This window comes from Klebsiella grimontii (assembly GCF_900200035.1).
Classification (GTDB): Bacteria; Pseudomonadota; Gammaproteobacteria; order Enterobacterales; family Enterobacteriaceae; genus Klebsiella; species Klebsiella grimontii.
Genome location: NZ_FZTC01000052.1, coordinates 99,203 through 122,201 on the forward strand (window position 1 = coordinate 99,203; position 22,999 = coordinate 122,201).

Annotated in this window: 22 protein-coding genes; 8 read left to right on the forward strand and 14 right to left on the reverse strand. The window is 57.9% G+C overall.

Annotated elements, in window-relative coordinates; genetic code table 11:
• From livG to livK, 4 genes are read right to left on the reverse strand one after another with little or no spacing between them, the layout of a single operon-like run.
• A complete protein-coding gene (gene livG / locus KOSB73_RS28900) occupies positions 1–768 on the reverse strand; it encodes a high-affinity branched-chain amino acid ABC transporter ATP-binding protein LivG (protein WP_004126165.1) in 768 nt (255 codons plus the stop codon).
• On the reverse strand, positions 765–2,045 hold the full coding sequence (gene livM / locus KOSB73_RS28905) for a branched chain amino acid ABC transporter permease LivM (RefSeq protein ID WP_004126168.1): 1,281 nt from the start codon (positions 2,043–2,045) through the stop codon (positions 765–767). The genes livG and livM overlap by 4 nt, the downstream gene beginning before the upstream one ends.
• On the reverse strand, positions 2,042–2,968 hold the full coding sequence (livH, locus tag KOSB73_RS28910; RefSeq protein ID WP_004106541.1) for a high-affinity branched-chain amino acid ABC transporter permease LivH: 927 nt from the start codon (positions 2,966–2,968) through the stop codon (positions 2,042–2,044). Before livH ends, livM begins: the two co-directional genes overlap by 4 nt.
• 60 nt (positions 2,969–3,028) lie before the next feature.
• The gene (gene livK, locus KOSB73_RS28915) at positions 3,029–4,138 is read right to left on the reverse strand and encodes a high-affinity branched-chain amino acid ABC transporter substrate-binding protein LivK (protein ID WP_004133035.1); all 1,110 of its coding nucleotides are present in this window, start codon (positions 4,136–4,138) and stop codon (positions 3,029–3,031) included.
• A gap of 420 nt (positions 4,139–4,558) precedes the next feature.
• On the opposite strand from livK, the gene panM reads away from it, so the two are divergent.
• The gene (gene panM, locus KOSB73_RS28930; RefSeq protein ID WP_049100306.1) at positions 4,559–4,945 is read left to right on the forward strand and encodes an aspartate 1-decarboxylase autocleavage activator PanM; all 387 of its coding nucleotides are present in this window, start codon (positions 4,559–4,561) and stop codon (positions 4,943–4,945) included.
• A gap of 248 nt (positions 4,946–5,193) precedes the next feature.
• Here panM and livJ read toward each other — a convergent pair whose 3' ends face one another.
• The 3 genes from livJ to KOSB73_RS28945 form a co-directional block, all read right to left on the reverse strand.
• Positions 5,194–6,297 (reverse strand): branched chain amino acid ABC transporter substrate-binding protein LivJ, encoded by a 1,104-nt coding sequence (gene livJ / locus KOSB73_RS28935; RefSeq protein ID WP_004133032.1) that lies wholly within the window; start codon positions 6,295–6,297, stop codon positions 5,194–5,196.
• Between the two features lie 256 nt (positions 6,298–6,553).
• Positions 6,554–7,798: an aromatic amino acid transport family protein gene (locus KOSB73_RS28940; RefSeq protein WP_004133030.1), complete on the reverse strand. Its 1,245-nt coding sequence runs from the start codon at positions 7,796–7,798 to the stop codon at positions 6,554–6,556.
• Between the two features lie 150 nt (positions 7,799–7,948).
• The gene (locus KOSB73_RS28945) at positions 7,949–9,214 is read right to left on the reverse strand and encodes a 4-aminobutyrate--2-oxoglutarate transaminase (RefSeq protein WP_024359814.1); all 1,266 of its coding nucleotides are present in this window, start codon (positions 9,212–9,214) and stop codon (positions 7,949–7,951) included.
• 117 nt (positions 9,215–9,331) lie between these two features.
• Between KOSB73_RS28945 and pdxR the strand changes: the two genes are divergently transcribed.
• Positions 9,332–10,846, forward strand: coding sequence for a MocR-like pyridoxine biosynthesis transcription factor PdxR (gene pdxR, locus KOSB73_RS28950; RefSeq protein ID WP_098141372.1), 1,515 nt, complete (start codon positions 9,332–9,334; stop codon positions 10,844–10,846).
• A 31-nt stretch (positions 10,847–10,877) separates the two neighbouring features.
• On the opposite strand, the gene rpoH is transcribed toward pdxR, so the two are convergent.
• The 4 genes from rpoH to ftsY all read right to left on the reverse strand — a co-directional run bounded on the left by rpoH (position 10,878) and on the right by ftsY (position 15,225).
• Positions 10,878–11,732 (reverse strand): RNA polymerase sigma factor RpoH, encoded by an 855-nt coding sequence (rpoH, locus tag KOSB73_RS28955; RefSeq protein WP_004133023.1) that lies wholly within the window; start codon positions 11,730–11,732, stop codon positions 10,878–10,880.
• 256 nt (positions 11,733–11,988) lie between these two features.
• Entirely contained in the window at positions 11,989–13,047 is a 1,059-nt protein-coding gene (gene ftsX / locus KOSB73_RS28960; protein ID WP_024359812.1) for a permease-like cell division protein FtsX, read from the reverse strand.
• Complete coding sequence (gene ftsE, locus KOSB73_RS28965) at positions 13,040–13,708, reverse strand: cell division ATP-binding protein FtsE (protein WP_004106557.1); 669 nt, start codon at positions 13,706–13,708, stop codon at positions 13,040–13,042. Before ftsE ends, ftsX begins: the two co-directional genes overlap by 8 nt.
• Positions 13,709–13,710: 2 nt before the next feature.
• Complete coding sequence (ftsY, locus tag KOSB73_RS28970) at positions 13,711–15,225, reverse strand: signal recognition particle-docking protein FtsY (protein ID WP_098141374.1); 1,515 nt, start codon at positions 15,223–15,225, stop codon at positions 13,711–13,713.
• A 192-nt stretch (positions 15,226–15,417) separates the two neighbouring features.
• Between ftsY and rsmD the strand changes: the two genes are divergently transcribed.
• Both rsmD and KOSB73_RS28980 read left to right on the forward strand, forming a co-directional pair.
• Entirely contained in the window at positions 15,418–16,014 is a 597-nt protein-coding gene (rsmD, locus tag KOSB73_RS28975) for a 16S rRNA (guanine(966)-N(2))-methyltransferase (RefSeq protein WP_004133018.1), read from the forward strand.
• Entirely contained in the window at positions 16,004–16,282 is a 279-nt protein-coding gene (locus KOSB73_RS28980) for a DUF1145 family protein (protein WP_004126191.1), read from the forward strand. The genes rsmD and KOSB73_RS28980 overlap by 11 nt, the downstream gene beginning before the upstream one ends.
• A gap of 14 nt (positions 16,283–16,296) precedes the next feature.
• Here KOSB73_RS28980 and KOSB73_RS28985 read toward each other — a convergent pair whose 3' ends face one another.
• Positions 16,297–16,656, reverse strand: a complete 360-nt coding sequence (locus tag KOSB73_RS28985; protein WP_098141376.1) for a DUF2500 domain-containing protein — start codon at positions 16,654–16,656, stop codon at positions 16,297–16,299.
• 142 nt (positions 16,657–16,798) lie between these two features.
• Between KOSB73_RS28985 and KOSB73_RS28990 the strand changes: the two genes are divergently transcribed.
• Both KOSB73_RS28990 and zntA read left to right on the forward strand, forming a co-directional pair.
• Positions 16,799–17,425: a lysoplasmalogenase gene (locus KOSB73_RS28990; RefSeq protein ID WP_004126194.1), complete on the forward strand. Its 627-nt coding sequence runs from the start codon at positions 16,799–16,801 to the stop codon at positions 17,423–17,425.
• Positions 17,426–17,503: 78 nt separating this feature from the next.
• On the forward strand, positions 17,504–19,708 hold the full coding sequence (gene zntA / locus KOSB73_RS28995; protein ID WP_082237865.1) for a Zn(II)/Cd(II)/Pb(II) translocating P-type ATPase ZntA: 2,205 nt from the start codon (positions 17,504–17,506) through the stop codon (positions 19,706–19,708).
• Positions 19,709–20,043: 335 nt separating this feature from the next.
• On the opposite strand, the gene tusA is transcribed toward zntA, so the two are convergent.
• Positions 20,044–20,289, reverse strand: coding sequence for a sulfurtransferase TusA (tusA, locus tag KOSB73_RS29000; protein WP_064410702.1), 246 nt, complete (start codon positions 20,287–20,289; stop codon positions 20,044–20,046).
• Positions 20,290–20,455: 166 nt separating this feature from the next.
• On the opposite strand from tusA, the gene KOSB73_RS29005 reads away from it, so the two are divergent.
• Entirely contained in the window at positions 20,456–21,121 is a 666-nt protein-coding gene (locus tag KOSB73_RS29005) for a 7-cyano-7-deazaguanine/7-aminomethyl-7-deazaguanine transporter (RefSeq protein ID WP_004126198.1), read from the forward strand.
• Positions 21,122–21,194: 73 nt separating this feature from the next.
• Entirely contained in the window at positions 21,195–21,752 is a 558-nt protein-coding gene (locus tag KOSB73_RS29010; protein ID WP_004126200.1) for a DcrB family lipoprotein, read from the forward strand.
• On the opposite strand, the gene KOSB73_RS29015 is transcribed toward KOSB73_RS29010, so the two are convergent.
• Positions 21,753–22,973: an MFS transporter gene (locus KOSB73_RS29015; RefSeq protein ID WP_024359809.1), complete on the reverse strand. Its 1,221-nt coding sequence runs from the start codon at positions 22,971–22,973 to the stop codon at positions 21,753–21,755.
• Positions 22,974–22,999 lie beyond the last annotated feature (26 nt).

The window sequence follows — 22,999 nt, forward strand, 5'->3', positions numbered from 1 at the left end:
TTATGCCTCACCAAGGTATGCGCGGATCACGTCCGGGTTGTTGCGGATCTCTTCCGGCGTACCGTTGGCCAGCGGCGTACCCTGGTTTACCACGTAAATACGGTCGGAAATGCCCATCACCAGCTTCATATCGTGCTCAATCAGCAGGATAGTGGTGTTGTGATGGCTGCGCAGCTCGGCGATCAGTTCGTCCAGCTCTTTGGTCTCTTTCGGGTTCAGCCCCGCCGCCGGTTCATCCAGCATCAGGATTTCCGGCTGAGTCACCATACAGCGGGCAATCTCCAGACGACGCTGGTCGCCGTAGGCCAGGTTGCTGGCCTGACGGTTGGCGTGCTCAAGCAGGCCGATACGCTCAAGCCAGGTCGCTGCGCGATCGAGCGCTTCGCTCTGGGCGCGGCGGAAGGATGGCGTCTTCAGCAGGCCGGAGAAAACCCCGGTTTTCAGCTGCTGATGCTGCGCCACCAGCAGGTTTTCAATCACCGTCATTTCGCGGAACAGACGCACGTGCTGGAAAGTTCGCACCACGCCCATGCGGGCGATCTGCTGGCCCGGCAGCCCTTCCAGGTGCTGGTCGCGCAGCATAATGGTGCCGCCGGTTGGCTTATAGAAACCGGTCAGGCAGTTGAAGACGGTGGTTTTGCCCGCGCCGTTAGGGCCGATAAGCGAAACGATTTCCCGCTCGCGCAGCTCCAGCGACACGTTGTTGACCGCCAGCAGGCCGCCAAAACGCATCATCAGACCGTTTACGGATAATAATGGCTGACTCATGCCTGCTCTCCTTCTTTGGCCTGCCCATTTTTCAGCTTCAGCTGTGGACGGGTCATCGGCAGAAGCCCCTGCGGACGCCAGATCATCATCAGTACCATCAGCGCACCCAGCATCAGCATGCTGTATTCATTGAAATCACGCATCAGCTCGCGCGAAACTACCAGCAGAACCGCCGCCAGGATCACCGCGAACTGCGAACCCATACCGCCGAGAACCACAATCGCCAGCACAAAGGCCGACTCGGCGAAGGTAAAGGATTCCGGGCTGACGAAGCCCTGACGGGCGGCGAACAAGGTGCCGGCAAAACCGGCAAACGCGGCGCTGATGGTAAAAGCGGTCAGCTTGATGCGCGTCGGGCTGAGGCCCAGCGAGCGACAGGCGATTTCATCTTCGCGCAGCGCTTCCCACGCGCGGCCCAGCGGCATCCGCAGCAGACGGTTAATCACGAACAGACTTAACACCACCAGCAGCAGAGCGACCAGGTAGAGGAAAATGACGCGATCGGAGGGGTCGTACTTCACGCCAAAGAAGTTGCTGAACGTATCCCAGCCGCCTTCACGGGCGCTGCGGCTAAATTCAAGGCCGAAGAGCGTCGGTTTTGGGATCTGGCTAATGCCGTTCGGGCCGCCGGTTATTTCGGTGTTGTTAAGCAGCAGGATGCGCACGATTTCGCCGAAGCCGAGCGTGACAATCGCCAGATAGTCGCCGCGCAGACGCAGGACCGGGAAGCCAAGCAGGAAGCCCGCTGCCGCCGACACCAGCCCCGCCAGCGGCAGACAGGTCCAGAACCCCAGGCCGTAATAGTGGTTCAGTAGCGCAAAGGTATAGGCGCCGATGGCATAAAAGCCGCCGTAGCCCAGCACTAACAGGCCGGAAAGCCCCACCACCACGTTAAGTCCCAGGCCGAGGATGATATAGATCATCGTCAGGGTAGCGATATCCACCGTCCCGCGCGACACCATAAACGGCCACGCCACGGCGATAACCAGCAGGGCGATCAGGAACAGCTTCTGTTTTACCGTCGAACCGTCGATAGCCGGCAGAATAAACTTCGGCCCGGAGACGTTCTTAATGGTTTTCTGGAAAACAGGACGCAGCAGCTGGAAGAAGAAGACCACTGCGGTACCGATATAGATCCACTGCCAGCGGATATCGGCGGCGGTATCCACCACCAGTTTGGTGCCGTCCAGCTCCAGCTGCACGCCCATAAAGACGCCCGCCAGAATAAAGAACATCACCGCGGACAGCAGCGCCATCGCAAAATGCATCGGTTTCATACTTTTTCTACCTCCGGACGACCCAGGATACCGGTAGGCATCACCAGCAGAACCAGGATCAGCAGCGCGAAGGAGACCACGTCTTTATATTCCGTGCTGAGATAGGCAGAAGAGAGCGCTTCGGCGATACCGAGGATCAGCCCGCCGATCATCGCCCCAGGAATGCTGCCGATACCGCCAAGAACCGCCGCGGTGAAGGCCTTCATCCCGGCCATAAAGCCGATGTACGGGTTGATAACGCCGTAAAACTGACCGAGCAGAACCCCGGCAACCGCCGCCATTGCCGCACCGATAACAAACGTCAGCGCAATCACGCGGTCGGTGTTAATCCCGAGCAGGCTGGCCATTTTCAGATCTTCCGCGCAGGCGCGGCAGGCGCGCCCCATGCGGGAATAGCGGATAAACAGCGTCAGCGCCAGCATCGCGATAAACGTCACCACCCAGATAACCAGCTGCATGGTGGTAATGGTCGCGGAGAAGTTGTCGCTGCTGCCCACCGTCCACTGGCCGTTAAACAGGCTTGGCAGCGCGACATCGCGCGAACCTTCCGTCAGGCTGACGTAGTTTTGCAGGAAGATGGACATCCCGATGGCGGAGATCAGCGCAATCAGGCGTTTGGAGCTGCGCACGGGCCGGTAGGCCACGCGTTCGATACTCCAGCCGTAGGCGCTGGCAATGACGATAGCGCCGACGAATCCGGCGGCAACCAGCAGCCAGCTGGTATCAATGCCCATCATCATCAGGGCGGCAATGATCATGAAGGAGACGTAGCTGCCAATCATATAGACCTCGCCGTGGGCGAAGTTGATCATGCCGATAATGCCGTACACCATGGTATAGCCGATGGCAATCAGCGCGTAGGTGCTTCCCAGCGTGACGCCGTTAAACATCTGCTGCAGAAAATAGAGAAACTGCTCGGACATAAGGTAACCTTTTTCTACCCGCCCGCTTTGCGCGGGCGGTGGGATAACTTGTCTTATGGCTTATTTCGCGAGGGTGGATGACCCGTCCGCGTGCCACTGGAAGACACCAAACTCAAATCCCTTCAAATCGCCTTTTTCGTCCCAATTCAGCGGCCCAATCACGGTTTTCGCGCCGTGAGCTTTCAGATCTTTGATTAAATCCAGCGGCTCCTGGCTTGCGGCCCGGTCCATCGCCTGCGCCAGAGACTGCACGGCGGCGTAGGTGATCCAGACATACGGACCGCTCGGGTCTTTCTTCTCTGCTTTGAGCGCGTCAACGATAGCGCTGTTGGCCGGGTCCTGGTCATAGCGTTTCGGCATCGTGACCAGCATGCCTTCCGCCGCATCGCCCGCGATGTTGGACAGCGACGCGTTACCCACGCCTTCCGGGCCCATAAACACGGTTTTCAGGCCCACGGAGCGCGCCTGGCGCAGCATCTGGCCCATTTCCGGGTAGTAGCCGCCGTAGTAAACGAAGTCGATATTCTCTTTTTTCAGGCGCGCCAGCAGCGCGGAGAAGTCTTTTTCACCGGCGGTAATGCCGTCGAAGAAGACGATATTCGCGCCGCCTTTTTTCAGGCTCTCCTGGACAGAACGCGCCAGGCCTTCACCGTACTGCTGCTTATCATGAATGATAGCAATACGCTGCGGTTTGACGGTTTCCATGATGTATTTTGCGGCGGTCGGCCCCTGCGAAGAGTCCAGACCGGCGGTACGCATGATGTACTGATAGCCGCGCTGGGTCAGCTCCGGGTTGGTTGCTCCCGGGGAGATCATCAGAATGCCTTCATCTTCATAGATATCGGATGCCGGCTGAGTGGAAGAAGAACACAGGTGGCCGATAACGTACTGAATACCGTCATTGACGATTTTATTCGCCACCGCAACGGCCTGTTTCGGGTCGCAGGCGTCATCGTACTCCACGGCAACCAGCTTATCGCCCTTGATGCCGCCCTGGGCGTTAATATCTTTGATCGCCTGGCGCGCGCCGTTGAATTCCATATCGCCCCACTGGGCTACCGGGCCAGACATTGCGCCAACAACGGCGACCTTAATATCTTTGGCAAAAGCCGCCTGGGACATCGCCAGTGCGACTAACCCCGCGATAACCGTTTTCGCGTTCCTTTTCATGCTGCAGAACCCCGTTCGTGATGTGGTGTAAATATTTTGTATTTTTATGGTTAAAAAGCATTCTGTGCTTTTATTAAACAACGCTACTTTTACCATTATCTTTAATGGTTTAGCGAGGTTTTTTGCCTGAATCCAGAGTAAAATCTCTATTTTTCAGGCGATTAAGCAAAGATAATATTCTGTATTTGCTGGAAGATAAACAAAAAAAGTCCAGTAAACAGCATAAAATAACGATACATAAGGCGGAATAAAACGCTACATATCAGGTTAAAATTCTGCTTATTTTTCGATCCATGATGAATTGCACTACCCTGCTCCTTTCAGGAAAACGAATCCCCTGATGAACAGGCAAAAAAGGGCGCTCCGCCCGGCGGGGAATTTGGATACACTAACGCATCCGTTTTGACTGGACCCTCGCGTATGAAACTGACCATTATTCGTTTACAGCACTTCAGCGATCAGGATCGCATCGACTTAGGTAAAATCTGGCCGTCGCAGGATCTCGCGGCGCTGCCGTTAGATGAGAGCCATCGTATTTATGCCGCCCGCTTCAATGAGCGCCTGCTGGCAGCGGTTCGCGTAACGCTGAACGGCGTTGAGGGCGAGCTCGGCGCGCTATGCGTGCGTGAAGTGACCCGCCGTCGCGGCGTCGGACAATATTTAGTGGAAGAAGCGCTAAAGGATAATCCAGAAATCACCAGCTGGCGGATCGCGGATGTCGGCGTGGAAGACCGCGGCGTGATGGCGGCGTTTATGCAGGCGCTGGACTTTAGCGCGCAAACCGGCGGTTGGGTAAAAAATCACTAAATCGGCGAAAGAAGGCCGAATATTCCCGGATTGCGGCGTAACGCCTTACCCTGGCTACCGACTCGCAGATGTTTGCAAATCTGTAGCCCACTCAGCTAAGCGTCAGCAGGGCGTGTTCGTCTATTTAACCCAGCATTTCGCGATGCAGAAAGGCGTCAAGCCCCTCAACCCCGGAAGCTTACATCAGTAAGTGACCGGGGTTGAGGGGCGCAGACAACGCCTCTGCGGCGTGAAAGGCGCAGGTTAAATTATTTGGCGTCGGTCGCCGTACCATTAGCATGCCAGGTAAACACGCCGAACTCGAAGCCCTTCAGGTCGCCCTTCTCGTTCCAGGTGAGCGGCCCCATTACGGTATCGACCGTAGCCCCTTTCAGATATTTGGCGATTTCAGCCGGATCTTCTGACTGATTCAGACCTGCCTGCAGCGACTGCAGCGCGGCATAGGTGGTCCACACGAACGCGCCGCTCGGATCCTGTTTCTTCGCTTTGATCGCATCCACAATCGGTTTGTTCGCCGGCACCTGGTCGTAGTTCTTCGGCTTAGTCACCAGCATACCTTCCGCAGAAGCGCCCGCGATATTAGACAGGGACACGTTCGCTACCCCTTCCGGCCCCATAAACTGCGTTTTCAGGCCAGCGGCGCGAGACTGACGCAGGATCTGCCCCATCTCCGGGTGGTAGCCGCCGTAGTAGACGAAGTCGATGTTCTCTTTCTTCAGACGCGCCACCAGGGTAGAGAAGTCTTTCTCACCGGCGGTGATGCCGTCAAAGAACACCACGTTGGCGCCGCCCTTCTTCAGGTTGTCCTGCACCGCGCGGGCCAGACCCTCGCCGTACTGCTGCTTGTCGTGGACAATCGCGATGCGCTGCGGCTTCACTTTCTCCAGGATATATTTGGCAGCGGTTGGCCCCTGATCGGAGTCCAGACCGGTAGTGCGCAGAATCAGGTGATAGCCGCGGGCCGTCAGCTCCGGCGCGGTGGCGGCCGGAGTGATCATCAGCACGCCTTCATCTTCATAGATATCAGACGCCGGCTGAGTGGAAGAAGAGCACAGGTGGCCGATAACGTATTTGATACCGTCGTTAATTACTTTGTTAGCGACGGCAACCGCTTGTTTCGGGTCACAGGCGTCGTCGTATTTTACCATCTGCAGCTTATTGCCTTTGATGCCGCCTTTAGCGTTGATATCGGCAATGGCCTGCTCAGCGCCAGTAAACTCCTGGTCGCCGTACTGCGCTACCGGACCGGACATCGCGCCAACGACGGCGACTTTGATATCTTCGGCCATTGCCGTACCGCTCATGATTAAGGCAATACATCCTGCCAGTAACGCTTTACCCTTCATATTCATCCTGAGGCTCCCCATTATTATGGTTTTTGCATTTGTTGTGATGTTGTTTATTAGCGCATTATTCTAATTAGACACATAAGAAAAGCATATGATAGTTAGATTAGGGTCTGCCGCCTGCGCTTTTGCAGCACACTATGCTAAACATACCGTCATTCAGGAGAATTGGAAACGATAAAATTGCGGAGTATGTAACAGATAAGTGACAAATAAAAACCCGCGCCGGAATAAACCGAACGCGGTGGCATGAGCAACGCGACTACCAGCCCGCGGGCAGATAGCCAAAGGCAGAAGCGATGGCGTAGACGGCGCTGCAAAGATAGAGCAATACGATGAAGATCTGGATGAACGGGTGCGTTATCAGCGCCGGGCAGGTCCAGCCGGGAGTGATATCCCCCTGCCGCCGCGAACCTTTCAGGATAAGGATCGGCATGATGGACAAAATCACCCCGCTAAATACCCCGGCAAAATAGAGCGCGTTCACGAAGGACACCATCCCGCTGTAGGCCAGAATAAATGGCGGCACGGCGACCACCAGCAGCACCTTAAAGCGTTTGAACGGCTGCTCGTCGTTGCCCAGGCGAAACTGATCGAAAATATTGGTCAGGAAGCTTCCGCCCAGTCCCCAATAGGAAGTCAGCATCGCGCAGAGCGCAAAGAGATTTGCCGAGAAGAAAGCCCACTCGCCGAGCGCCCTGCCCCAGGAAATGGTCGCCACATCAGAAATATTATCCAACCCGCTTAACGCAATCACCGAAAGCGGGACCAGCGCCAGCAGGCAAAAGGTTAACAGCATCCCTACCATAATGGCCTTCGGCAGTTTCTCCGGTTTATCAGCGAAACCGCGCGCCATTTCCGGCACGATATACTGCGCGGAGAAGCAGAAGGCGACGACGTTAAATACTGGCACCATATACAGCCAGTTACCGTCGAGTAAATACCCCACGCTGGCGGTCTCTTGCAGCAACGTGGCGGCGACAAGAATGGCGATCATGACGACCATGCCGATACTAATGAATTTTTCACCCCGGCCAATCGCCTTCAGGCCAAGATAAAGCACTCCGGCCGCGGGAATAAAAAACAGCGCGCTACCGAGGGCCGGCGAGATGCCGAATAACGAATGCAGGAGTTTACCGCTGCCGGTCATATAAGCCGTCAGCGCGCCGACGCTGTTGACGCAAACGGAGAGGAACATCATCAGCGCGCCAAAGCGGCCGACGTAGCGCTGCGACAGGCCGCTAAGCTGCAGATGCTTACGCGTGCGCAGCGTCGACTCCGCGACGTAGAGCATCGTAACGGTTGTCAGGCTACCGACAACGATCAGCCAAAACAGCAGCGGCAGAAAGCCCGCTTTGCTGGAGGCATAGGCGATGGATAGCACCCCAGCGCCGATATTGGTGCCGACGATCATCGACACGCCTTCAATGAAACTCAGAGATTTTGCAGGTACAGCGGTACGCTCCCGGCTCGTCAGAACCGGAGAAAAGGTGGAGTTGTCAGACATAATATTTTCCGTTTTATTCCGGCAACATCCGCTGCCGGAAAAAAGGTGATATCAGGGTGATAAACCACTCACGCTGAGCATGACTGGCCAGAACGCGGCATCCTGTTTCTCTTCGGCTTCCCTGCCGCCGCAGTCTGACCGGGCGAAAAGTTAGGGCTTCAGCACGCGGGCCAGAATATCCAGCGCCTTCGTAAACTGCGCATCCGGAATCGTTAACGGATAGAGGAAGCGAATGACGTTGCCGTAGACGCCGCAGCTCAGCAGCAGCAGACCGTTCTCCTGGGCTTTTTGCTGGATTTGACGAGTGATCTCCGCCGACGGCTCGCCGGTTTGCGGATCGTTAAACTCCACCGCCACCATCGACCCCTGGCCGCGTACGTCCGCAATGGCCGGGCAGCTTTGACGCGCCTGATTCAGCACTTCTTTCAGATGGCTGCCTAAGCGCTCAGCGCGCTGGCACAGTTGCTCTTCTTCAATCACGTCCAGCACCGCGTGCGCAGCCGCGACCGCCAGCGGGTTACCGGCATAGGTACCGCCCAGACCGCCCGGCGCAGGCGCATCCATCACCTCGGCGCGACCGACCACGCCGGAGAGCGGGAAACCGCCGGCCAGGCTTTTAGCCATCGTCATCAGGTCAGGCTTCACATCATAGTGCTGCATCGCAAACAGCTTGCCGGTGCGCGCAAAGCCGGTTTGTACTTCATCGGCAATCAGCAGAATGCCGTGGGTATCGCACAGCGCGCGCAGCGCCTGCATAAACTCAGGCGGGGCGACGTTAAAGCCGCCTTCCCCCTGAATCGGCTCCAGCACAATCGCCGCCACCTGGTCGGCCGCGATATCGGCTTTAAAAATACGATCCAGGCTTTTCATCGCGTCAGCGGTGGTAATGCCATGGGCGGCATTAGGGTAGACTGCGTGATACACCGATCCCGGGAACGGACCGAAACCAATCTTATAAGGCGCCACTTTACCGGTCAGCGCCATGGTCATAAACGTGCGGCCGTGGAATCCGCCGCCGAAGGTAATCAACCCCGGACGACCGGTATAAGCGCGCGCAATTTTCACTGCGTTTTCAACCGCTTCCGCCCCGGTGGTAAAGAACGCCGTTTTTGCCGGACCGTCAATCGGCGCCAGCGCGTTAATCCGCTCGGCCAGCGTGACGTAGCTTTCGTACGGGACAATCTGATAAGCAGTATGGGTAAAGGCCTGCAGCTGTTGTTCAACGGCGGCAATGATTTTAGGGTGCCGATGGCCGGTATTCAGCACTGCGATGCCGGCGGCGAAATCAATCACCTCATTCCCTTCAATATCCCACAGCGTAGCGTTCTCTGCTTTCTCAACAAAGTAGCTGCACATTACCCCTACGCCGCGCGGAGTCGCCTGCTGGCGACGCTGATTCAGTTCTGAACTTTTCACCGGGAATCTCCTGTCATGTGTGTCACGTTATCGCAACAAATCCGAAACTATGTCGTTTATTTACACAGGATTTGGCCCTATAATCGAGTACCAATTCAGATTATCTGAGGGATCCAATTGCGTTCGCTCATCGCAGACCTGGTGCTGGTCAGATTGCAGAAAGAAACCGATCCGCTCCTGCACAAGCGCCTTTACAAGGCGATTCGCCACGCCATTCTGGATGGTTCTCTGCCGCCCCATAGCCGCCTGCCGCCGTCGCGGGATCTGGCGGGGGAGCTGAGAATGTCCCGCAACACAATTTTAACAGTTTATGAACAACTACTGGCCGAGGGGTACGTCGTGTCCCGTCGCGGCAGCGGAACATTCGTCGCGAAAACGCTGCCCGATATGTTCCTTCCCGCCAGCAGCGCCAGTGAAAGCAGCCCGGCGCCGGCAACCAGCGCGCCTATCTCCCGGCGCGGCCAGCATCTGCTGGGACAGGTCAGCGCCAGCCCGCGTCAGTGGGGGGCGTTTATCCCCGGTGTACCGGACGTCAACGCGTTTCCCCATCCGCTGTTCAGTAAAATCCAGGCGCGTATCAGCCGCCGTCCAAAACCGGAACAGCTCAGCTACAGCTGTAACGGCGGAACGGCCGAGCTACAGCACGCGTTGGTGGACTATCTGAGAGTAGCGCGCGGCGTTCAGTGTCAGGCAGATCAAATTCTTATCACCGAAGGGATCCACCAGGCTATCGACCTGATCACCCGCATGCTGTGCGACCGCGGCGATCTCGCCTGGGTGGAGGAGCCGTCCTACTGGGGCATTCGCCATGTGCTGGCGATGAATGAAGTGCGGGCCGAGCCCGTGGTGGTTGATGCCAGCGGCCTGTGTCCGCCCGAAAGCATAGCCGAAGCGCCGCGGCTGATCTTCGTGACGCCGTCCCATCAGTATCCCCTCGGCGCGGTAATGAGCCTTGAGCGCCGACAGCGCCTGCTCACGCTGGCCCATCAGCACGGCAGCTGGATTGTGGAGGATGATTACGACAGCGAGTTTCGCTTTTCCGGCCAGCCGATCCCGGCGCTACAGGGCTTAGTCGCCGAAGCGCCGGTGGTCTACGTCGGGACGTTCAGTAAGACGCTCTACCCGGGGCTGCGGCTGGGCTATGTCGTGCTGCCTCGTCCGCTGGCGGCCGAACTCAAAAACGCCCATGCCGAGCTCTATCGCGGCGGCCATTCGCTTATCCAGCTGGCGCTGGCGGAATTTATCAACGCCGGTCATTACTCGGCGCATATTCGCCGCATGCGCCTGCTCTACAGCCGCCGTCGCGTCTTTTTGACCGAGCTGATTGAGCGGCACTGCGGGCCGCACGCGCTGTCGGACTTCAGCGATAATGCCGGACTGCATCTGATCCTGAATTTGCCGGATGAGGCGGATGACGTGGCGATTGCCCGCGATGCCAACGCACGCAATATTTTAGTGCGTCCGCTGTCGCGCTATTACCTGACAACGCAACGCAAGAAAGGGCTGTTGATGGGTTTTGCTTCGCAGCCGGAAACGCAGATGGGGCCGGCGTTCAACATCCTGCTTGCGTGCCTGAAAATGCACTGCCCGCAGGCGCTGGCGAAGGCAGAAAAACAAAACGCCCCAACGTAATGTGGGGCGTTATCGGGGACTGGCGCTCAGATTAGGCTTCGATAGCGGCGCGCAGTTTTTTCATGGCGTTCTTTTCAAGCTGACGTACACGTTCAGCCGACACGCCGTAGCGGTCCGCCAGCTCCTGCAGCGTGGACTTGTTGTCTTCGTCCAGCCAGCGGGCGCGGATGATGTCCTGGCTACGTTCGTCAAGACCCTGCATCGCGTCGGTCAGCTTGTTCGCCGCCTGCTCTTCCCAGTTATCGTCTTCGATGCCGTCGGCAAAGTTAGACGATTTATCCTGCAGATAGAGCACCGGCGCCATCGGCTGGCTATCGGACTCATCATCCGAAGACATGTCGAAGGTCATGTCCTGCGCCGCCATACGTGACTCCATCTCACGCACGTCTTTGCTCGACACGCCCAGCTCGCGGGCGACCATTTCGACTTCGTCCTGGTTGAACCAGCCCAGACGCTGCTTGGTTTTACGCAGGTTAAAGAACAGTTTACGCTGCGCTTTCGTGGTCGCGACCTTCACGATACGCCAGTTACGCAGCACGTATTCATGAATTTCCGCTTTGATCCAGTGCACGGCGAAGGAAACCAGACGCACGCCCACTTCCGGGTTAAAACGGCGCACGGCTTTCATCAGGCCAATGTTGCCTTCCTGAATCAGATCCGCCTGCGGCAGGCCATAGCCCGAGTAGTTACGAGCAATATGAACAACAAAGCGCAGGTGAGACAGGATCAGCTTTTTCGCTGCTTCCAGATCGCCCTGGTAATGCAGCTTTTCAGCAAGCTCCCGCTCTTCATCAGCCGATAACATCGGCCAAGTGTTAGCAGCCCGGATGTACGATTCCAGGTTACCAACGGGGGCTAAGGCTAAAGTTTGCATATCTTTGGTCATTCAAATCCTCTCAATCGATATCTTCTGGCATCATTCTGTCCTCACAACGGAGCAACAAACATGCCAGCATTGATGAGCAACGAGAATATCACTCACATTAGTATCAGACAGTGATTTTATCCACAAGTTCCATGCAATGATGTGAATAGATTACGCACAAAATGTGACATGGTTATGAAGTTTAGGGAAGCGTCAACAGGGACTCTTTCCCTGCAGAGAGATATTCAGTGCAGGGAAAGATTATACCAGATTTTTATTACTCGGGAGTAAAGTGACGTAAATGTTGAACGGTTGCCAGCCAGGCGGCGACCCAGCCAATCATTGAGCAAACAATCAGCATCAGCAGGCACTCGTCAAAGCCTAAGCCGCTGAGTTCAAACTGCGTGCCGAACACTTTCGCCACTTCGGTGACCGCCGACGACAGGCGCATGACCATAATCTCCGACAGGATCAGCGACAGAAACGCGCCGGAGAACCCCAGCAGCGCCCCGCCGTAAAGGAATGGACGCAGAATAAAACCATCCGTCGCGCCAATCAGTTTCTGCACGTTAATGGTATCGCGACGGGCGAAGATGCTCAGACGCACGCTGTTGCCGATGACCAGGAAGACCGCCGCCACCATCAGTACGCCGATCATCGCCGACACGCGTCCGACCAGCCCGGTTAGCGACGAGAGGCGCGCAAACCAGCTGTCATCCATACGCACTTCATCAACGCCCTGAACGTGGCTCACGCGGTCGCGCAGCGTGTTCAGCGCCTCAACGCTCTGGAAATCAATCTTAGGCACCACGATCGCTACCGCCGGCAGCGGGTTCTCTTCCAGCATATCCAGCGCGCCGCCAAAGCCAGACCAGTTGCGGAATTCGCCAAGGGCTTCATCACGCGACAGATAGTTGACCTTCTCGACGCCCTGCTCCGCCTGCAGCTGGCCGACTACCCGCGCAGCGGCATCGTCATCCAGCGTTTTCTCCAGATAGACGGTGATTTGCGGCGTAGGGTAATACTGCGACGCCGCGGTGCTGACGTTTTTGTAAACCATGTAGCATACGCTCGGCAGGGTCAACGAAATGGCGATCACCATCACCGTCAGGAACGTCGCCAGCGGCGTACTTTTCAGATCCTGTATCGCGCCGTGCCAGGCGTAGCGCACCTGCTCATTGAATACGTTGCTCTTGCGGGAAGCCGGATTCGGCGCCGCTTTTGGCCGTTTCGACGCATTGCGTCCGCCGCTACCGCCCGCCCCGCCCGCATTGCGGAAACGGTCGAATCGATTGCCGAATCGGCGAATGTGGTTCATTGCCTCGCGCTTATTCACCGATATGGCCTCCATGCATATGCCCCTCGCTGAGGGACAGGACGCGGTACGGACGACTGGAGATAAGCCCCAGGTCATGCGTCGCCATCAGTACCGTCACCCCAACGCGGTTAAACTCTTCAAACAGACGTAAGATCCCTTCCGACAGCGCTTCGTCGAGGTTACCGGTCGGTTCATCCGCCAGTAGGACCGCGGGTTTGTTCACCACCGCGCGGGCGATGCCCACGCGCTGTTGTTCACCGCCTGAAAGCTGAATCGGCAGGTTTTTCGCTTTGTCCAACAGCCCGACTTTATCCAGCGCCGCCGAGACGCGACGACGGATATCATCGCCGCTGGCGCCGGCGATAATCAGCGGGATCGCCACATTATCGTAAACGGTACGGTCCATCAGCAGATGGTGGTCCTGGAAAATCATGCCAATCTGACGGCGCAAAAACGGCACCTCGCGGCTCTTCAGGCGGCTGATATCATGGCCGCCGAAGAGGATTTTGCCGGCGCTGGGCCGTTCGATACCGCAGATAAGCTTCAGCAGGGTACTTTTCCCCGCGCCGGAATGGCCGGTCAGAAACGCCATCTCGCCCGCCTGCAGGTGGAAAGTCACCCCCTGCAGCGCTTGTCTCCCACCGAGATAGGCTTTGCTGACTTGTTCAAAGCGAATCATTTTTAATCCTCTCGGGCAAAAAGTGCCTCAATAAAGTCGCCCGCATTAAACGGACGCAGATCTTCAATACGTTCGCCAACACCGATGTAGCGAATCGGAATACCGAACTGATCGGCAACCGAGAAGATAACCCCGCCCTTGGCGGTACCATCCAGCTTAGTCAAGGTGATACCGGTCAGTCCAACCGCTTCGTGGAACAGTTTGGCCTGGCTAATCGCGTTCTGCCCTGTGCTGGCGTCAATGGTCAGCATAACTTCATGCGGCGCATCGACATCGAGTTTTTTCATGACGCGGACAATCTTCTTCAGTTCTTCCATCAGGTGCGATTTATTCTGCAGACGGCCCGCGGTATCGGCAATCAGGACGTCAATATTGCGCGCCTTCGCCGCCTGGATGGCATCGAAAATGACCGATGCCGAGTCCGCGCCGGTATGCTGGGCAATCACCGGAATATTATTACGCTGCCCCCAAACCTGGAGCTGCTCAACCGCCGCCGCGCGGAAGGTATCGCCCGCCGCCAGCATCACCGACTTGCCCTGCTGCTCGAACTGACGCGCCAGCTTACCGATGGTGGTGGTTTTACCGACGCCGTTGACGCCGACCATCAGAATCACAAACGGCGTTTTGCCTTCTACGTTCAGCGGCTCATCCACTTTCGCCAGGATATCGCCCATCTCTTCTTTCAGCAGACCGTACAGCGCCTCGGCGTCGCGCAGCTGCTTACGGCTGGCGTCGTTGGTCAGATTAGTGATGATCTTACGCGTGGTCTCCACGCCGACGTCGGCAATCAGCAGCTGCTCTTCCAGCTCTTCAAACAGATCATCGTCGATTTTCTTACCGCGGAACAGACTGATAAATCCGGAACCGAGGTTTTGTTTGGTTTTCACCAGGCTGCGTTTGAGGCGGGCGAAGAAACCTTCTTTGGTCGGTTTTTCCTGCTCTAACGGCGTCACGACGGTTTCGTCCGGCACCACCTCCACGGCGTTTTCCGCCGCATCGGCTGCCGCCAGAGCCTGCGCTTCCAGCTCTTCATCGCTGATATCGGCTTGCGCATCCGCTAACGGTTCGCCTGCTTCGGCATCTTCGACAACGGCTTCTTCAATCACCGCTTCCGGTTCGGCAATCACCGCTTCCGGCGTCTGCTCAGCGACGGCTTCAGCCGCGACCGGCTCGGCAATGACCTCTTCAACCAGTGGCTCAGCGACAATTTCTTCAACCGCAGGCTGCTCCACAACCTCTTCAACGACCGGAGATTCGACAACCGCCTGCGGTTGTTCGCTCTCAACGATCTGCTCGGTCACCTCAACCACCTCGGCGGCAAAGGCTTCGGCGTCCGGTTTCTCCGTCGCAGGCGCGTCGACCGTTTGCGGCGCAGCGGCAGGCGCTTCGCTTTCCGCGGACGGTTCTGCAACCTCTTGCTGGGCTTCTACTTTTTGTTCTGTTTCGCTTTCCTGCGCCTGTTCTTTTTGGCCAAAGCCCAGCCAGGAAAAGAAGCCACGTTTTTTGTCTTTCGCCATTTGCGACTACACTCCTCGCTGTTAATTCATGGCACAGCTTCGGCCAGTTGGTAGCGGAAGCTGAAAAATGATGAAATTAGTCGGATAGTCTACCACTTAACTTAACTCGCATCACCGCCCCCGGATTAAGGTTTCGTCAACCGCTGCCGATCGTTAGAATAGCAGCCCGGAAGTTGAGACTTGAGCAAAGAGATGAAGAAACCAAACCACGCAGGCAGCGGCCAGATCCGTATTATCGGCGGGCAATGGCGGGGCCGTAAATTACCGGTGCCGGAGAGCCCGGGTCTGCGCCCGACCACCGACCGGGTACGCGAAACGCTATTTAACTGGCTGGCGCCATCGATCGTTGACGCGAGCTGCCTCGACTGCTTCGCCGGCAGCGGCGCGCTGGGCCTAGAAGCCCTCTCCCGCTACGCGGCCAACGCCACGCTGCTGGAAATGGAACGCGGCGTCGCGCAGCAGCTGCAAAAAAACCTGGCGACCCTCAAAGCCAGCAACGCTAAGGTCGTGAACACCAATACTTTAGCGTTTCTCGCTCAGGCGGGCGCGCCGCACGATATCGTGTTTGTCGATCCCCCGTTTCGTAAAGGGCTGCTTGAAGAAACGCTGAAACTGCTGGAAAACAACGGCTGGCTTAGCGATGAAGCGCTCATCTACATCGAGAGTGAAGTCGAAAACGGTTTACCGCCGGTGCCGATGAACTGGCACGTCTATCGTGAAAAAGTGGCCGGACAGGTCGCCTACCGTCTCTATCAACGTGAGGCCCAAGGAGAAAACTATGCTGATTAATTTTGGCCGCTTGCTGATGCTGTGCGTGTGGGCGTTTTTATTGCTGAATCTGTTTCAACCGTTCCCAAAGCCGCTGAATATCTTCGTTAACGTGGCGCTAATCTTTATGATTCTGATGCACGGCCTGCAGCTGACGCTGCTCAAGGCGACGCAGACGAAAGAGATGCCGCCGCTGGGGCGCTTCGAGCAGGTCCGTATTTTCATCTTCGGCGTGTTCGAACTGGTCGCCTGGCAGAAAAAGCTCAAGGCGACCCTGAAGAAGAAGTAATGCCCGGAAAAGGTTCAGGGATCTGGCGCAAAGCCCATAAACCGCGAACCTTTATAGCTCAGGACGCCTTTATCGCCGACGCTTAACGCATGATACTGCGGCGCCTGCAGACGAAAAACCATTTCCATCCCGCCGCTTACCGGCCTGAAGCTGGCTTCGTAACGCATCTCGCTGCCGGTAGGCGTCACCGTCTGCTGGCGTGAACGGCGATCGTTAATCACCTTCTCCCGCTTATTGCTCACCACCACCCGTTTTTGCAACAGCGGCGCGGCGTCGTTCTCCATTTTTTCCCGGCGCTGCTGCGCATAACGATACGATGCGGCAACCGCAATGATGGCAACGGCAACCATAAAAAACAGCGGAACTTTACTCATTCACCTTGCCCCCAGGAATTATCAGGAATAAGCATACTGTGGCTTGATTATCATTGTCATCTTCCTCTGCAAACCACTACACTGAGATTCAGTACTGTAAGTACAATCACTTACTTAATGATAACAGATACAGGGACTTACTATGCTTTGGTCATTTATTGCTGTCTGTTTCTCCGCATGGCTTTACGTCGATGCGTCCTATCGTGGGCCTGCCTGGCGTCGCTGGGTGTTTAAACCCGTCACGCTGATCCTGCTTCTGTTACTGGCCTGGCAAGCACCGATGTTTAACGCCATCAGCTACCTGGTGCTGGCCGGGCTTTGCGCCTCGCTGGTCGGCGACGCCTTGACCCTACTGCCCCGGCAGCGGGTGATGTACGCCGTGGGGGCGTTCTTTCTCTCCCACCTGCTCTACACCATCTGGTTTGCCAGCCAGCTGACGCTGTCGTTCTTCTGGCCGCTGCCGCTGGTGCTGCTGATCCTCGGCGCGCTGCTGCTGGCCATCATCTGGACGCGGCTGGAAGAGATGCGAATGCCGGTGTTTACCTTTATCGCGATGACGCTGGTGATGGTCTGGCTGGCCGGCGAGCTGTGGTTCGCTCGCCCGACGGACACCGCGCTGTCCGGCTTCGTTGGCGCCGCGTTCCTGCTGCTCGGCAACGCGGTCTGGCTCATCAGCCATTATCGCCGCCGCTTCCGCGCTGACAACGCGATCTCCTCGGCGTTTTACTTCGCCGGGCACTTCCTGATCGTCCGCGCGCTCTATTTGTAATTAAGCGCTTGACTCTGGAGTCGACTCCAGAGTGTATCCTGCGGGTAATGAGAAAATTATCATTACCCGGAGGGTCCTATGTCGGCTCCAGAATCGCAGGATAAAAAAGTCCCACACTTCTCATCGTTAAAATTTACCCCTGCCGCGCAGCCTGCGGAAAGCTGCTGCGCGGACCACGCCTGCAGCAGCGAAACCGCCGCTGAAAACGACGCGCTGAGTCATGCACGCTTTAGCTGGCTGGTAGAAGGCATGGATTGCGCGGCCTGCGCCCGCAAGGTCGAAACCGCCGTTCGCCAGGTGCCGGGAGTGAGCCAGGTTCAGGTGCTGTTCGCCACCGAAAAGCTGCTGGTCAACGCCGAGGGCGACGTTGGTCCGCAGATCGAAAGCGCCGTGCGCGCCGCGGGCTACCAGCTGCGGGATGAAAACGCGCCCCGGACAGAGGACGCCACCTCGTGGCTGCGCGAGAATCTGCCGCTCATCACCCTCGTCGCCATGATGGCGCTCAGCTGGGGGCTGGAGCAGTTTAACCCTCCTCTGGGCGAAATCGCCTTCATCACAACCACCCTTGTCGGCCTGTGGCCGGTCGCCCGGCAAGCAATACGCCTGATCAAAAGCGGAAGCTGGTTCGCCATCGAAACTCTGATGAGCGTCGCAGCCATCGGCGCGCTGTTTATCGGCGCCACCGCCGAAGCGGCGATGGTGCTGCTGCTGTTCTTAATCGGCGAACGCCTTGAGGGTTGGGCCGCCAGCCGCGCGCGTCAAGGCGTCAGCGCGTTGATGGCGCTGAAACCCGATACCGCAATCCGCGTGCGCGACGGCGTACGCGAAACCGTAGCCCAGCGCGACCTGCGCCCCGGCGACGTGATTGAAGTGGCCGCCGGGGGCCGTCTGCCCGCCGATGGCCAGCTGCTCTCGCCCTTCGCCAGCTTCGATGAGAGCGCGCTAACCGGTGAATCCGTACCGGTGGAGCGTAACGCCGGGGAACGCGTGGCGGCCGGCGCCACCAGCGTCGATCGTCTGGTACAGCTGACGGTGATCTCCGAACCGGGCGACAGCGCCATCGATCGCATTCTTAAGCTGATTGAAGAAGCGGAGGAGCGCCGCGCGCCGATTGAGCGCTTTATCGATCGCTTCAGCCGCATCTATACCCCGGCGATTATGGTCGTCGCGCTGCTGGTAGCCATTGTTCCGCCGCTGCTGTTTGCCAGCGCATGGCTGCCGTGGATCTATAAAGGTTTAACGCTGCTGCTGATTGGCTGTCCGTGCGCGCTGGTGATCTCCACCCCGGCGGCGATTACCTCCGGGCTGGCGGTGGCGGCGCGTCGCGGCGCGCTGATTAAAGGCGGCGCGGCGCTGGAGCAACTGGGCCGCGTGCGCCAGGTGGCGTTTGATAAAACCGGTACTCTGACCATCGGCCAGCCGCGCGTCACCGCGGTGATGGCGACCACGGACATCGGCGAAAACGATCTGCTGGCGCTGGCGGCCGCCGTAGAGCAAGGCTCCAGCCACCCGTTAGCCCAGGCCGTCGTACGTGAGGCGGAGCAGCGTCAGCTGGTGATTCCGCCGGCCAGCGGCCAGCGCGCGCTGGCTGGCTCCGGCATTGAGGCGCAGGTCGAAGGTCGTCAGGTGCTGATTTGCGCCGCCGGGAAAAATAACGATCCGCAGTACGATGCACATATTCAGCAGTTGGAGAGCGCCGGGCAAACCGTGGTGCTGGTGATGCGCGATGAGACGCTGCTGGGGATTCTGGCGCTGCGCGATACGCTGCGCGACGATGCCCGCCAGGCGGTGGATGAACTCCATCAGTTAGGCGTTCAGGGAGTGATACTGACCGGCGACAATCCGCGCGCGGCGGCGGCCATCGCCAGCGAGCTGGGGCTGGCGTTCCGCGCCGGGCTGCTGCCCGCGGATAAAGTGCAGGCGGTGATGGCGCTCAACGCCGAGTCGCCGCTGGCGATGGTCGGCGACGGAATCAACGATGCGCCGGCGATGAAAGCGGCGACGATTGGCATCGCCATGGGCAGCGGCACCGACGTCGCCCTGGAGACCGCCGATGCGGCATTGACCCATAACCGTCTGACCGGGCTGGCGCAGATGATTTCGCTGGCGCGCGCCACCCACGCCAATATCCGGCAGAACATCGCCATCGCGCTGGGTCTGAAGGGCATTTTTCTGGTCACCACCCTGCTTGGCCTGACCGGCCTGTGGCTGGCGGTGCTGGCGGATACCGGGGCGACGGTGCTGGTCACCGCTAACGCGCTGCGGCTGTTGCGTAAGAAATAGTATCTACCCGGGCTACAGGTTCGTGCGGTCTGGTTTTTTGTCGCCCGGATAAGGCATCAGCCGCAATCCGGGATATATCTGGCGGCGAACGCTGCATTCTTTCCCCGGGGCGGCGCTTGACGCGCCTTGCCCGGGCTACAGGTTTAGTGCCGTCTGGTTTTTTGTCGCCCGGATATGGCATTAACCGCAATCCGGGATATCTCTGGCTGCGAACGCTGCATTCTTTCCCCGGGGGCGGCGCTTGACACGCCTTGCCCGGGCTACAGGTTCGTGCGGTCTGGTTTTTGTAGCCCGGACAGGTGCGCAGCACCGCCTCCGGGAAGACGTACCCAGACTCAGTGGCTTTTACGGATCAGGTAGCGGTACGGCAGCGCCTCGGTTTGCTGCGCCAGCAGCTCATGCTCCATAAAGCGGCAGAAACCGGGAATATCGCGGGTCGTCGCCGGATCGTCGGCCACGATTAGCAACGTCTCGCCCACCGGCATCGTACGCACGGTCTTGCGCACCATCATCACCGGTTCCGGGCAACGAAGCCCCTGCGCATCAAGCGTATGGTCAGGGCTGGAGAAAAGTTCGCTCATTTTCATCTCACATTAACAAAACGGCCCTAGTTTACCCCCAGTTCGTCAGTACGCAAGCCAGGTTAACGTTTGCGCGAAAAACAAGCATTGCAATACGCTCGCAACGCAGTATCATGCAGCCGTTTTTATTGGGTTCCCTCACCCCAACCACTAAAAAGGTCACAATATGAGTCCGTTTACTACCGTACAGCGTAAAAAAGCGCTGATCTGGCTATCGCTATTCCATCTGCTGGTCATCACTTCCAGTAACTACCTGGTACAGTTGCCGATCTCCATCTTTGGTTTTCATACCACCTGGGGCGCGTTCAGCTTTCCGTTTATTTTCCTCGCCACCGATCTGACGGTGCGGATTTTTGGCGCTCCGCTAGCGCGACGCATTATCCTCGCGGTGATGATCCCGGCGCTGCTCATCTCCTACGGGGTTTCCGCGCTGTTTTATATGGGCGAGTGGCAGGGCTTTGCCGCATTAACCAGCTTTAATCTGTTTGTCGCCCGTATCGCCGCCGCCAGCTTTATGGCCTACGCGCTGGGGCAGATCCTCGACGTCCACGTCTTCAACCGCCTGCGTCAGAACCGCCGCTGGTGGCTGGCGCCCACGGCATCCACCCTTTTCGGTAACGTCAGCGATACGCTGGCCTTCTTCTTTATCGCCTTCTGGCGCAGCCCGGATCCGTTTATGGCGGCGCACTGGGGTGAAATCGCCATCGTCGACTACTGCTTCAAGGTGCTGATTAGCATCGTATTCTTCCTGCCGATGTACGGCATGTTGTTGAATATGCTGCTGAAAAAGCTGGCAGATAAATCTGATTTATCCGCATTGCAGCCAGGTTAAGAGTACTCACGAAACGATGTGATAAGATAAGCGAATGAGCCGTTAATGGCCGTTTATCGAAAGGAAGATGTCAATGCGCAATTTGGTTAAATATGTCGGTATTGGCCTGCTGGTTGTGGGTCTTGCGGCCTGTGATAACAGCGATACAAAAACGCCGACTGCCGGGGCGGCTGCGGAAAGCAACGCCAGCGGGCAACCTATTAGTCTGCTGGATGGCAAACTGAGCTTCTCCCTGCCTGCCGGTATGACCGACCAGAGCGGCAAGCTGGGCACCCAGGCCAACAATATGCACGTCTATTCTGACGCCACCGGCCAGAAAGCGGTGATCGTGATTGTTGGCGACAGCACCAATGAAGATCTGGCCGTCATGAGCCAGCGTCTGGAAGAGCAGCAGCGCAGCCGCGACCCGCAGCTGCAGGTCGTGAGCAATAAATCCATTGAGATCAAAGGCCACACCCTGCAACAGCTGGACAGCATCATCTCCGCCAAGGGCCAGACCGCCTGGTCTTCCGTCCTGCTCGGTAAGGTTGATGACAAACTGCTGACGCTGCAGATCACGCTGCCAGCGGATAATCAGCAGCAGGCGCAGACCGAAGCGGAAAACATTATCAACACCCTCGTCATCCAGTAACTACTGGCCTGACGCCGCGGCCTCCGGTTCACCGACCGGGGGCCGTTTTTTTAACCGCCATCCCAGCAGCAGCGCCACCGCGACCAGCCCCGCCGTCGCGAGATAGATCGATGAAATGCCCGCCCACGCCATCAGCAGCCCGGCAAGCGGACCGGTGATCCCCAGCGAGAGATCCATAAATACCGTATAGGTCGCCAGCGCCGACCCCTGATTTTGCTGCGGCACGGCCTTCACCGCCACCACCCCAAGCGCCGGGAACACCAGCGAAAAACCGGCTCCGGCAAAGAAAGTGCCTATTTTCGCCATCAGCGGCGTCTCCGCCAGGCCCACTAACAGCAGCCCAATAATTTCGACGACAAAACAGAGCATCGCCACGTTCAGCCCGCCAAGGCGGTTAATTCCGTTGGGGAACAGCAGACGAGTGCCGACAAAGGCGCAGCTAAACAGCGTCAGGGCGAAGGCCGCGCCGTCCCAGCCTTTGGCATCATAAAACAGGGTGATAAAGGTGGCGATAACGCCAAACCCCGCCGAAGCCAGGGCCAGCGCCATACCGTAGAGCCAGACGCGCCCCAGCACCGCGCGAAACGACATCGCTTTGCCCCTGCCCGCTTTCACCGCCGCCCGCGGCAACGCGCACAGCACCGCCACCAGCGCCACCGCCATAATGGTCAACGCCAGCCCGTGCAGGCCAATCAGCGAGTAACAGAGCATGCCGAGCGGTGCGCCCATCGCCATCGCTCCGTAGGTGACAATGCCGTTCCAGGAGATAACCCGCCCGATATGCAGCGAACCGACTACCCCGACGCCCCACAGCGTGGAGCCGGTTCCCGCGAAGCTCTGCCCAATGCCGAGAATTATGCGCCCAAGGCATAGCAGCGCCAGGCTCACAGCGGGCAAGTCGCCGAAGAGCGCCGCCAGCAGATAGCCGAGTCCGCTCAGAAAGCAGCCGCACAGGCCGAAAACGACGATCTTTTTTGGCCCCAGCAGGTCGGCGTAACGCCCGGCGTGCGGGCGGCTGAGCAGCGTAGCGAAGTACTGGAGGCTAATCACCAGTCCGGCCCAGAAGGCGCTAAACCCCATCACATCATGCACATAGCCGGGCAACACCGCCAGCGGCAGGCCAATGGTCAGATAGCTGGCAAAGTTAAACATCACGACAGAGACAATCCGCAGATTGAGGCGCAATCCATTGAGCGCCGGTTCGGCGACGGTTTCGGGCATCGGGTTCCACCAGATTTTTACTACTG

What these genes read in the sequence shown, in the direction of transcription:
- livK (WP_004133035.1), bottom strand. Translation starts at nt 4,138, where the DNA reads ATGAAAAGGAACGCGAAAACGGTTATCGCGGGGTTAGTCGCACTGGCG.
- zntA (WP_082237865.1), top strand. Translation starts at nt 17,504, where the DNA reads ATGTCGGCTCCAGAATCGCAGGATAAAAAAGTCCCACACTTCTCATCG.
- ftsE (WP_004106557.1), bottom strand. Translation starts at nt 13,708, where the DNA reads ATGATTCGCTTTGAACAAGTCAGCAAAGCCTATCTCGGTGGGAGACAA.
- KOSB73_RS29015 (WP_024359809.1), bottom strand. Translation starts at nt 22,973, where the DNA reads ATGCCCGAAACCGTCGCCGAACCGGCGCTCAATGGATTGCGCCTCAAT.
- tusA (WP_064410702.1), bottom strand. Translation starts at nt 20,289, where the DNA reads ATGAGCGAACTTTTCTCCAGCCCTGACCATACGCTTGATGCGCAGGGG.
- panM (WP_049100306.1), top strand. Translation starts at nt 4,559, where the DNA reads ATGAAACTGACCATTATTCGTTTACAGCACTTCAGCGATCAGGATCGC.
- KOSB73_RS28985 (WP_098141376.1), bottom strand. Translation starts at nt 16,656, where the DNA reads ATGAGTAAAGTTCCGCTGTTTTTTATGGTTGCCGTTGCCATCATTGCG.
- rpoH (WP_004133023.1), bottom strand. Translation starts at nt 11,732, where the DNA reads ATGACCAAAGATATGCAAACTTTAGCCTTAGCCCCCGTTGGTAACCTG.
- livH (WP_004106541.1), bottom strand. Translation starts at nt 2,968, where the DNA reads ATGTCCGAGCAGTTTCTCTATTTTCTGCAGCAGATGTTTAACGGCGTC.
- KOSB73_RS28980 (WP_004126191.1), top strand. Translation starts at nt 16,004, where the DNA reads ATGCTGATTAATTTTGGCCGCTTGCTGATGCTGTGCGTGTGGGCGTTT.
- KOSB73_RS28940 (WP_004133030.1), bottom strand. Translation starts at nt 7,798, where the DNA reads ATGTCTGACAACTCCACCTTTTCTCCGGTTCTGACGAGCCGGGAGCGT.
- ftsY (WP_098141374.1), bottom strand. Translation starts at nt 15,225, where the DNA reads ATGGCGAAAGACAAAAAACGTGGCTTCTTTTCCTGGCTGGGCTTTGGC.
- KOSB73_RS29010 (WP_004126200.1), top strand. Translation starts at nt 21,195, where the DNA reads ATGCGCAATTTGGTTAAATATGTCGGTATTGGCCTGCTGGTTGTGGGT.
- KOSB73_RS29005 (WP_004126198.1), top strand. Translation starts at nt 20,456, where the DNA reads ATGAGTCCGTTTACTACCGTACAGCGTAAAAAAGCGCTGATCTGGCTA.
- livJ (WP_004133032.1), bottom strand. Translation starts at nt 6,297, where the DNA reads ATGAATATGAAGGGTAAAGCGTTACTGGCAGGATGTATTGCCTTAATC.
- livM (WP_004126168.1), bottom strand. Translation starts at nt 2,045, where the DNA reads ATGAAACCGATGCATTTTGCGATGGCGCTGCTGTCCGCGGTGATGTTC.
- rsmD (WP_004133018.1), top strand. Translation starts at nt 15,418, where the DNA reads ATGAAGAAACCAAACCACGCAGGCAGCGGCCAGATCCGTATTATCGGC.
- livG (WP_004126165.1), bottom strand. Translation starts at nt 768, where the DNA reads ATGAGTCAGCCATTATTATCCGTAAACGGTCTGATGATGCGTTTTGGC.
- KOSB73_RS28990 (WP_004126194.1), top strand. Translation starts at nt 16,799, where the DNA reads ATGCTTTGGTCATTTATTGCTGTCTGTTTCTCCGCATGGCTTTACGTC.